The sequence below is a fragment of the Brevundimonas sp. P7753 genome (assembly GCF_013386595.1).
Taxonomy (GTDB): Bacteria; Pseudomonadota; Alphaproteobacteria; order Caulobacterales; family Caulobacteraceae; genus Brevundimonas; species Brevundimonas bullata.
Genome location: NZ_JACARP010000080.1, coordinates 19,078 through 27,986 on the forward strand (window position 1 = coordinate 19,078; position 8,909 = coordinate 27,986).

At 62.8% G+C, this 8,909-nt stretch carries 9 protein-coding genes; 5 read left to right on the forward strand and 4 right to left on the reverse strand.

Going from position 1 to position 8,909, the window contains the following annotated elements; all coding sequences use genetic code 11:
• Window positions 1-61: 61 nt before the first annotated feature.
• On the forward strand, window positions 62-466 hold the full coding sequence (locus HX774_RS14125) for a response regulator (protein WP_255500465.1): 405 nt from the start codon (window positions 62-64) through the stop codon (window positions 464-466).
• 89 nt (window positions 467-555) lie between these two features.
• Here HX774_RS14125 and HX774_RS14130 read toward each other — a convergent pair whose 3' ends face one another.
• Together HX774_RS14130 and HX774_RS14135 are read right to left on the reverse strand one after the other, a co-directional pair.
• Window positions 556-1,314 carry a DUF4105 domain-containing protein gene (locus HX774_RS14130; protein WP_218650438.1) on the reverse strand — a complete coding sequence of 253 codons (759 nt, stop codon included), beginning with the start codon at window positions 1,312-1,314 and terminating at the stop codon, window positions 556-558.
• A gap of 127 nt (window positions 1,315-1,441) precedes the next feature.
• Window positions 1,442-2,815, reverse strand: coding sequence for an alpha/beta hydrolase (locus HX774_RS14135; RefSeq protein WP_178827727.1), 1,374 nt, complete (start codon window positions 2,813-2,815; stop codon window positions 1,442-1,444).
• A 164-nt stretch (window positions 2,816-2,979) separates the two neighbouring features.
• Between HX774_RS14135 and HX774_RS14140 the strand changes: the two genes are divergently transcribed.
• On the forward strand, window positions 2,980-3,978 hold the full coding sequence (locus HX774_RS14140; RefSeq protein WP_178827739.1) for a DUF4105 domain-containing protein: 999 nt from the start codon (window positions 2,980-2,982) through the stop codon (window positions 3,976-3,978).
• 82 nt (window positions 3,979-4,060) lie between these two features.
• Here the strand turns inward: HX774_RS14140 and HX774_RS14145 are convergent, their stop codons facing one another.
• Window positions 4,061-4,270 (reverse strand): helix-turn-helix domain-containing protein, encoded by a 210-nt coding sequence (locus HX774_RS14145; RefSeq protein ID WP_178827729.1) that lies wholly within the window; start codon window positions 4,268-4,270, stop codon window positions 4,061-4,063.
• 393 nt (window positions 4,271-4,663) lie between these two features.
• Here HX774_RS14145 and HX774_RS14150 point away from each other — a divergent pair, with 393 nt between their 5' ends.
• The 3 genes from HX774_RS14150 (at window position 4,664) to HX774_RS14160 (ending at window position 8,620) form a co-directional block, all read left to right on the forward strand.
• Window positions 4,664-5,146 carry a sigma-70 family RNA polymerase sigma factor gene (locus HX774_RS14150; protein WP_178827731.1) on the forward strand — a complete coding sequence of 161 codons (483 nt, stop codon included), beginning with the start codon at window positions 4,664-4,666 and terminating at the stop codon, window positions 5,144-5,146.
• The gene (locus tag HX774_RS14155; protein ID WP_178827733.1) at window positions 5,095-6,144 is read left to right on the forward strand and encodes a FecR domain-containing protein; all 1,050 of its coding nucleotides are present in this window, start codon (window positions 5,095-5,097) and stop codon (window positions 6,142-6,144) included. The genes HX774_RS14150 and HX774_RS14155 overlap by 52 nt, the downstream gene beginning before the upstream one ends.
• A gap of 79 nt (window positions 6,145-6,223) precedes the next feature.
• A complete protein-coding gene (locus HX774_RS14160) occupies window positions 6,224-8,620 on the forward strand; it encodes a TonB-dependent receptor (RefSeq protein ID WP_178827735.1) in 2,397 nt (798 codons plus the stop codon).
• Between the two features lie 4 nt (window positions 8,621-8,624).
• On the opposite strand, the gene HX774_RS14165 is transcribed toward HX774_RS14160, so the two are convergent.
• On the reverse strand, window positions 8,625-8,909 hold a 285-nt coding region (locus HX774_RS14165), incomplete at its 5' end, for an integrase core domain-containing protein (RefSeq protein ID WP_178827737.1).

Below are 8,909 nucleotides of genomic sequence, written 5' to 3' on the forward strand. Positions count from 1 at the left end.
GATGCTGGAAGTCTGCGGTCGCCCGACCCGCAGGATCTGCACCGGATGGCTCCAGGCGCACATGTCCGACCCTTGTATTGATCGACGCCCCCAAATCATCCTGGTTCAAGTCGATACGGAGCGACGCAGAACCATGCAGTTGATGTTGCAGGGATCCGGCTTTGATGTTCGCGCCTTCTCGTGTGGTCGGGACGCCCTGGCGAAGTTGGCGATGCAGGAGACCTGTTGCCTGATCGTCGATGAAGGGATGCCCGACATGAACGGATGTGAGCTGCTGCGCCGGTTTCGGGAGCGGGGATGGTTGCGACCCGCTATCCTGCTGACGACCACGACGCCTTGTTGCCCGACCGACGCGCAGGACTTCTCGGTCGTTCTCAGAAAGCCCGCCAGTGGTGCAATTCTGGTGGATGCCCTGAACGGAGCGATCCGCGCCTGTCCTCAGCGGAAACAGGCGTTGGGAGGATAGAACGAATCACCGCAACGACCCGCCCTGACGCCGATCAATCGCCGCTGCTTGGGGGAAGCGAACGGGGGATGATGGCCTGACGCTTGACCTCATCCAGCGGCAGATCGGTCCGGATCATGCCGTGCTGATAGAGATGGTCGGGTAGATATCCGGACAGCAGAATCCGCCAGTCGGCCGGAATACCCGGCCAGTCTGGCCAGCTTGAAGATCACCGTCGTGAAGTTGGTCGTGATGGTCTGATAGAAGCGAGGCTTCTGCGCCAGGGCGTTCCCCGCTTCCAGATATGAAACCAGCAGGGCGCGCGGCTGTTCCGGCGCGACCTGCAAGGTGAAGCGCGAGACGGTTTCTCCGCGCACATCGGTAAGTAGCCGCACGATATCGCGCTCTTCGGCCGCGATCAGGACCAGCTCGAATGCCTTGAAGAAGCCGCCGACCTCCGAAAAGACCTCGAGACGTTCACGACGGATCTCAGCCGAAAACACCAGATGGCGACCGTCCGAGAAGCCGAAACTGATCAGGGTGTGGGCGATGGCCGGATTGGCCCAGGCCGAACTGATGAGGTCGACGGACACCAAGTCGTCCAGATCATAGACCTCGGTACGCCAGCGCGGCGCGAAATCCTGACGGGTGCGCCATTCGAAATCTCGAACATTGCGCACCACGAGATGTGAGCCCTGAATCTCGACCGTGACGCCATGGGCGACGTCCGGAGCCCAGTCACGGTCGTTCGATGGCCTGATCGAACTCCACAGAGCCACGACCGCAAGGGCGGCTACGGATGCACAGAGCCGCAGACACGGACGACCGCGCGTCAACATGGGGATCATGATCGCCACGGCAATGGCCACTGCGATCCAGAGACCTCGCCATGGCAGAGGTGACTGGAACCACAGGGCCGTGACTGTCCAGGCCGTCGCAGGAACGGCCACGACCAGCCACAGGCCAGGAAGGATGCGCCGCTAGCCGGTCCGTCGCCTACCCATGCGGGACGGCGTCCTTGTCGGCAGGGATCACGGGCGCAGATGGTGCTGAAGGCGCGGACGCCTCTGGCGCCGGCTCCGCTACGTCCTTATCCGGGGCGGCGGATGGCGGCAGGCTGATGACCACGGCGCCGGAAGCGGCGGGTTGCGCATTGGAGGCCGCAGTTCCGGCCGCAACAGATGATTCTGGCCGGGTGGCGGTTGCGCCACGGGAATGACGCGCCACCCTCCCGGTCGCCGGCGATTTCTGCGACAGATCGGATGTGATCGTCTCGGCCATGTCGAGCACGAGCGCACCAAAAGGCAGGTCGGACGATCCGGACAGACCGGACCCCGACATCAGGCTTCCGCCCAGAAGCTGCACGACTTCGGGACTCTCGGCAAAGACCGAGTGGTTCAGACGATCCCGACCATGAACATGGGTCAGGTTGACAATGGTGATCCCGCCGATCTGCTCCAGAATGCTGCGTATCGGCTCGGCCGACGGATCGAGTGCTCCGACCCGCTGCACTCCGCCCGCGATGAGGCGTGACATGCGAAGCGCCTGATCGTCGCGCGACACCAGGAAGGTGAAGTGCGGCCGCTCTTCGCCGAGAGTGTTGAACTGTTGTGCGAAGACATCCACGTCCAGGTCCGGCGCCGCCAAGATGACGTTCTGGATCTTCGGATCGACCCGTCCTTCGCGAATGGCGTACTGACGCAGGGCCTCGACCGCGATCCAACTGCCCATCGAATGGGCCATGACCGTGATTTCCTTCACGTCCGGATTTTGAGCCGCGGCGCGCAGGAGTTGTTCCAGGGCGTCTCGTGAATAGTTGGCGCTCTCGCGGTCATAGACATAGCCCCACACCCGTCCCAACGACGGCCAGGTGAACAGGATCGGCGCCGCCTGAACACCGGAATCATGGGTCAATTGCGCCAGCGAATAGACAGCTCTGTCGAAAGGCACATTGAAGCCGTGAACAAAGACCAGCAGGTGCCCGTTGGTCTGGTGACTGCTGATCCAGGCTGCGGCCGAGGCATCGTCCAGGACCGGCTCGATCGAGACGGTCGCGAAATACCGGCTGGGGTCCCTGTCGCGACGACGCGGCCATTCGACGGCGCCAATCTCGTGATCCGGAGGGATCGAGACCTCCACCGCCATCGATGTAAGCGTCTCGGCCCGCTTGCCCGAATAGACCACCCCCGGTTGGTCGGATTCCGCCCGTGTGGAATAGACCAGGACATTGACCGTGTCGGCCCCCTCCGGAACAGCGGCCGTAGGCAGGAGCACGCCTGATGGCGCCGTCGCGCAGGCCTGAAGCCACAGGCCGATGAACAGAACAAACACCACGGTCGGCAGACGCGAAAGGAGCGTCCTCTCCCGCATGAGAACTGACCATCGAGGCGGGTTGGTTGATTGCATATCGGGTTGTCGCTATCGGGGGGAATAATCCGGCTATCACCTAAAGGCCGGGCGATCCAGCCAAGCTGCTCCCACCATTGCCATCCGGCCTTCCGGGTGGCGGAAAACCATGTTCCGGGGTCGTGGAATTGAGACGTATTGCGCTTTACGGGGCGAACGTCCTCGTCTTTGTCCTGGCGGTCTTCTGCGCACTGGCGATCCGTTATTGGGTTCCCTGGCCCGAATGGGTCCGCGATGTCGGCGCCCTGACCTTTCCGGTCCTGATCCTGGGACTGTGGTTCGCCCCCCTTCAATGGCTCAGGCTGCGTCGCGGCGTCGCGGCCCTGCTGCTCATCGGCGTCCTGTGCGCCTATTGGAGCAAATCGCCTGCGCCCCAGGACTGGCGTGACCTGCATTCCCGCGAGGCCTGGGTCGAGATCGACGGCGACCGGGCGACCATCCACAACTACCGCGACGCCCTGCATGATCCGGGCGTCGCTTCGGTCCCGCGCTGGACGACCCAGACCTTCGACCTGTCCGCCATCGAGGGCATGGACCTGATCCTTCAACCGTTCGGCGACCTGAAGGCGATGGAGCATGTCATGCTGTCATTCCACTTCGCCGACGGCCGCCACGTCGTCGTGTCCATGGAGGCCCGTCAGGCCAGGGGCGCTCAGTTCGATCCTCTCGCGGGCTTCTTCCGGCGCGATCCCCTCTATCCGGAACTGGCCACGGAACGCGATCTGTTCTGGGAGAGGATGGCCAGAACGCCGCCGGATGAGATCCAGATCTTCCCCGTACGCCAGAGCCCCCAGGTCGTCCGAACCTATTTCGAACGCATCCTGAGATTCACCAACGAGGTGCATCGGAAGCCGAAATTCTATTCGACCCTGACCGAGAGTTGCATGACCTCGTTCATCAACCTGGCTCCCGAACGCTTCGCCTCCGTACCCTGGTATGATCTGAGGCGCTGGATTCCCGGCTACGCCCTGCCGCTGTTCCAACAACTGGGCCTGGTCGACGACAGCCTGCCGGCCGACGAACTGGCGCGCCGGAACACCCTGCCGACCAGTGTCCTACCGCCATCGGCATTTCCGTCGGACGCCGCCTGGAGCGCCTATCTGCGGAACGGGGTCATCCAGGCCTGACATCGACATCAGCGGATCAGAGGCGCCACTTTTGGGGTGGAGCAGAGACGAGGCCAGCACAACAGCTGATTGAAAGTGGCTTCTAGACGTCTTCCAGAAGACGCTTCGCGGGAACACCAAGCGCTGACGCAAGCTTTTCAAGGGCGCGGATGGTAGGATTTCGCGTACCGCGCTCAAGGTCACTTATATAGCTTCTCTCAAACCCTGCTTGAAAGCCGAGCTCTTCTTGCGTCATACCCGCGTCGCGACGTAGGGCGCGGACATTCCTTCCCACCAGAATAGCGATATCCATCTCCCGAGATGGCCCGGAAGGTTGGTGGAAATCTGTAGACTTATCGTGTCATTTTCCTGCGGCTCCTCGAGCCATGCGGGGCGATGAAATCGCAGAGACGCACCCATTAATATTTATCTAATATAGAAATCACGACATCAAAACATCAACGGAGATGATATGCAGTAATATATGTTAGTCGTATCGGCCCGGTTATTGACATATATATTTAGTATATACGAAATAATACGCCAGTAATATTGAAATCAGACTTAGACGCCTTCACTAAAAGCGCTATTCACAAAATTGGGTCTTCGACACTCTTTCAAGGGTGGACTAATCGTGTCATTGTTCGTCGCGGTCATCATCAACTGATATCGGGAGGGCGACTCTGTGTCAGATGGATTCCAGCGCGTGAGCGAGGACAGTCTGATACCTTGGGACGCGCTCTACAATCGGTATTCCTCATGGTTCAAGAGCCGGCTCATTCGGCGTTATGGCATTGAGGAGGCCGAGGACCTCGCCCAGGAGACTTGGCTCCGGTTTGGCCCCTACCAAGGGAGGACGGAAGTCGCGCATCCGCGCGCGCTGCTCCTACGCATTGCCGCCAATCTCGCCGCCAATGGTAAGGCCCGCGAAGTGCGGCGGGACCGCCACGTCCAGGAACTCGCCCAGACCGGCGTTGGGGAGGGTGAACAGCCACGGCAGGACGAGGAGGTGCTTGCTCGACAACTGGTACAAAGCTTGCCAGAGCCGCTCCGCGATGTCTTTGTATTGTCCCGGTTCGTGGGGATGACGAACGCTCAGATCGGCGAGCGGCTCGGGTTATCCACGAAGACGGTTGAATGGCGAATGACCAAGGCCTTGGCCCATTGCGCCGCTCAACTTCGGCGATAGCGGTGGGACGGATTATGTCCAAGAACAAGCCGGCGGAGCCCGCGGAGATCGAGGCCGCCGCGTGGTACGCTCGACTTGGAGAGCGCAGAGTCACGACCCAGACAATAGAGGATTTTTTCGCCTGGCGGGCGGTGCCCGCCAACGCCGAAGCCTATCGACGGGTCGAGACGGTCTGGGCGGAGACGGGCAAGATATCGGGCAGCCAGGCCGTGGCCGACGCCATCGGCGCCGCCATGACGCGGAAGGGCAGGGGAGGGGGTCGTCAGCGCCGTCGGCGCCAGCCCCGCTTTCTCATCGGCCTCGGCGCCGTCGCGGCGGCCGTCGCCTTGGTCGTCGCCGTCGGGATCTGGCAGGAATCGCGGACCATCTACTCGACCCACGTCGGAGAACAGCGCCTGGTGCAGCTGGCCGACGGTTCGACGGTCAGGCTCGACACCGGTTCCCGGATCCGCGTCCGGTTTGCAGCCGATCAGCGTCTCATTGAGCTGGAGGGCGGCCAAGCCCTATTCACCGTCTCCCATGACGCTGAGCGCCCCTTCGTCGTCCAGGCAGGGGATACGCGGGTGCAGGCGCTCGGCACGGTCTTCGATGTCCGTCGGGAAGGCGCCGACGTGCGGGTGACACTGGTCTCCGGCGTCGTCGAGGTGGCGGAGAGCGGGGTGTCGGCGCCCAGGCGGCTGTCTGCGGGCCAGCAGGCGGTCAGGACCCCAGATGGGGTAGCAACACGGCCCGTCGACGTCGCGACGGAGACGAGCTGGATCGACGGCCGCATCGTGTTCCAGGACACGCCGCTCAGGGAAGCGGTGTCGGAGGTCAATCGGTACCTCACTGCGAAGATCGAGCTGGAGCCCGGCGCGATGGACGGGGCGACGGTCAACGGCGTGTTCCGCACCGGCGACCGCGAGGCCTTCGTCTCAACGGCGTCGGCCGTCCTGGACCTTCGGGTCTCCGAAGGGCCGGCAGGGAGCGTGCGGTTGTCCGCAGCCGAAAATAATTAGGAAGCAGCTCCGGGGTTAGCCGGGGAGTTGGCGGTCTCTTTCTTGACGCCGTGTTTTGGCGTCGAGGGGAGCCAACAATATGAGTCGCCTTAGCCTTCTTTCCGCAAGCGCGCTGACCGCGTGCGTCGCTGTCATCGCCACGAGCGCCTGCGCCCAGGAGGCGCGCGACTTCAACATTCCGCCGGGGTCGCTCCGCGACGCGCTGAACCTCTTCGCGACGCAGTCCGATCAGCAGATTTTCTTCACCGGCGACCAAGTGGCTGGCCTGAGCACCTCGGGCCTTCGTGGGCGCTATGAACCCACGGCAGCCCTGGATCGCCTTCTGGCCGGCACGGGTCTGACCTGGGGCCAGACCCGACCGGGCGTCCTCTATGTGCGCCGGCCTCAGACGACGGCTGTTGTCGCAATGACCGGCGATCAGACCGCCACAGTGCTGGACGAGGTGGTGGTGACGGGAACGCTGTTGCGGTCCTCAGGAGAGCTCGCTTCACCAGTCGTCACCTTGGATCGGGATGCGCTGGATCGTCGAGGATTGGGGACGGTAGCGGATACGCTTAGGGACCTCCCACAGAACTACGCTGGGGCAGCTAATCCCATTGCTGACTTGTCGGGGGCCGACACGGCTGGCTCCAACTCCGTGTTCGCGACAGGGGTCAACCTGCGAGGGCTCGGTCCCGACGCGACACTCGTCCTCGTGAACGGCCGAAGGCTCGCCGGCACGGGATTCAGGGGGGAGTTCGCCGACGTCTCGGCGATCCCATCAGGTGCAGTGCAGCGCGTCGATGTCCTCCTTGATGGGGCGTCCGCCTTGTATGGCGCTGACGCGGTCGCCGGGGTCGTGAACGTCATTCTGCGACAGTCCTTCGACGGCCACGAAAGCCGGCTACGGGTGAGCGCTGCGCGCGGTGGCGGTGAGGATGTGATGATGTCTCACCTCGCAGGCACATCGTGGGACACCGGGGCTGTGCTGCTCGCCGCCGAATATCAGACGGTGAACGCGTTTAGCTCCCTTGATCGGCCTTGGACATCCGACGGCGATCTTCGTCCATTCGGCGGGACCGATCACCGGACCGTCTTTAGTGGTCCAGGAAATATCGTCGCGTACGATCCCGCCGCGGGCGGTTATGTCTCTCAGTGGGCCATTAGGCCCGGCTCCGCAGGGATCGCCGTCACCCCCGCTGATTTCGAAGCGGGCGCCGCCAACCTTCAGAGCGCGTCGATGGGTCAGGATCTGGTGCCAGCAACCGAACGGCGCAGCCTGTACGGACGTGTCAGACAGCAATTGGGCGAGCGGCTGGAGATCTCCGCTGATCTGCGTCTGAGCCAGAGAGACTACGCGTTCGCCGGTGCGACGTCACCGGCGATCTTCGCGGTAAGTCGTACCAATCCCCATTTCGTCTCGCCCGACGGATCGGCGGCGCACGTTGTCAGCTATTCTTTTCTTCAAGATCTGGGATCGCCGCGACGGTCAGGATCGTCGCGCAGCTTGGGAGCGACCCTTGGCGGTCGCCTTGATCTAACGCCCAGCTGGTCGATTGATGCATACTTGGCCCATGCAAGCGAGAGAGGGTCGTCCGGAACGACCGGACGCGTCAATTCTCGCTATCTCAACGAAGCTCTGGGCAACCTGCCGGATGATCCGGCTACCTCCTACAGCGCGTCGCGTGACGGATATTTCAACCCTTTCGGGATGGGTGACGCCAACAGTGCAGCCGTGCTCGCCTTCATCGGCAGCGGTTTCACACGGGCCCTGGATCACAGCAAGACGACATCGGCCAATATCCTGGTTTCTGGTACCCTCTTTCATGCTCCGGCGGGGGCGGTTGAGGCGGCCGTCGGACTGCAAGGACGGCGAGAGGAGTTCGAGACCCAGGTGCTGAGCTTGGGATCGACGGTTGAGCCGGTTCTGACGGTAACACCCGCGCAGGACCGGGGCATCCTGGCGGTGTTCGGCGAAGTGCGAGTCCCACTGCTACGAGGCGCAGAAGCGAGGCGCGGCTTCGGACGTCTGGACCTTTCAGTGGCAGGCCGCGTCGAACGCTATGATGATTTCGGCACCACAACCAATCCCAAGCTCGGGGTCATCTGGTCTCCCATGCCCGAGCTATCCGTAAGGGCGTCTTGGGGAACATCCTTCCGAGCGCCTGGGCTGCCTCAATTGAATGACGCGTCGGCGATCTCGGCAACAACGCTTCCTGGGGAGGGGACGAGCGTGCTCGCCTTGTATCTGTACGGAGGAAACTCCGACCTGAAGCCAGAGACGGCGGAGACTTTTACCTTCGGCGTCGACTACCGCTCGAGCGGCGGGTTGTCCTTAAGCGGGAGCCTCTTTGACACGTCATTCACCGACCGGATCGCACAGCCGGTCGCCGCGCACATACCCAATGCGCTCACCGACCCCGCGCTGAGCCCCTTCGTCACCATTGTCGATCCGAGCAACAATCCCGCCGACTTGGTGCTGGTGACGTGCCCCTGAGTTTTCATCCAGCGGCGACCAGAGTCCTTGGGTTAGTTACGCCTCGCAGCGTGGGGTGAGCAACAGGCCGGGCCGCGCAGCTTTCATCCTGCGCAGCGGGTCGGCCTGTTGCGGTCAGACTGGCGGCAAAAGCCTCCGGGGTGAGGTAGCCGATCGACGAGTGCGGCCGGCGGGTGTTGTAGTCCAGCGCCCAGGCGGCGACCTTCTGGCGGGCGTGATCCAGGCTGAAGAACAGGCTCTCGTTGAGCAGTTCGTCGCGCATCCGGCCGTTGAAGGATTCCACAAACCC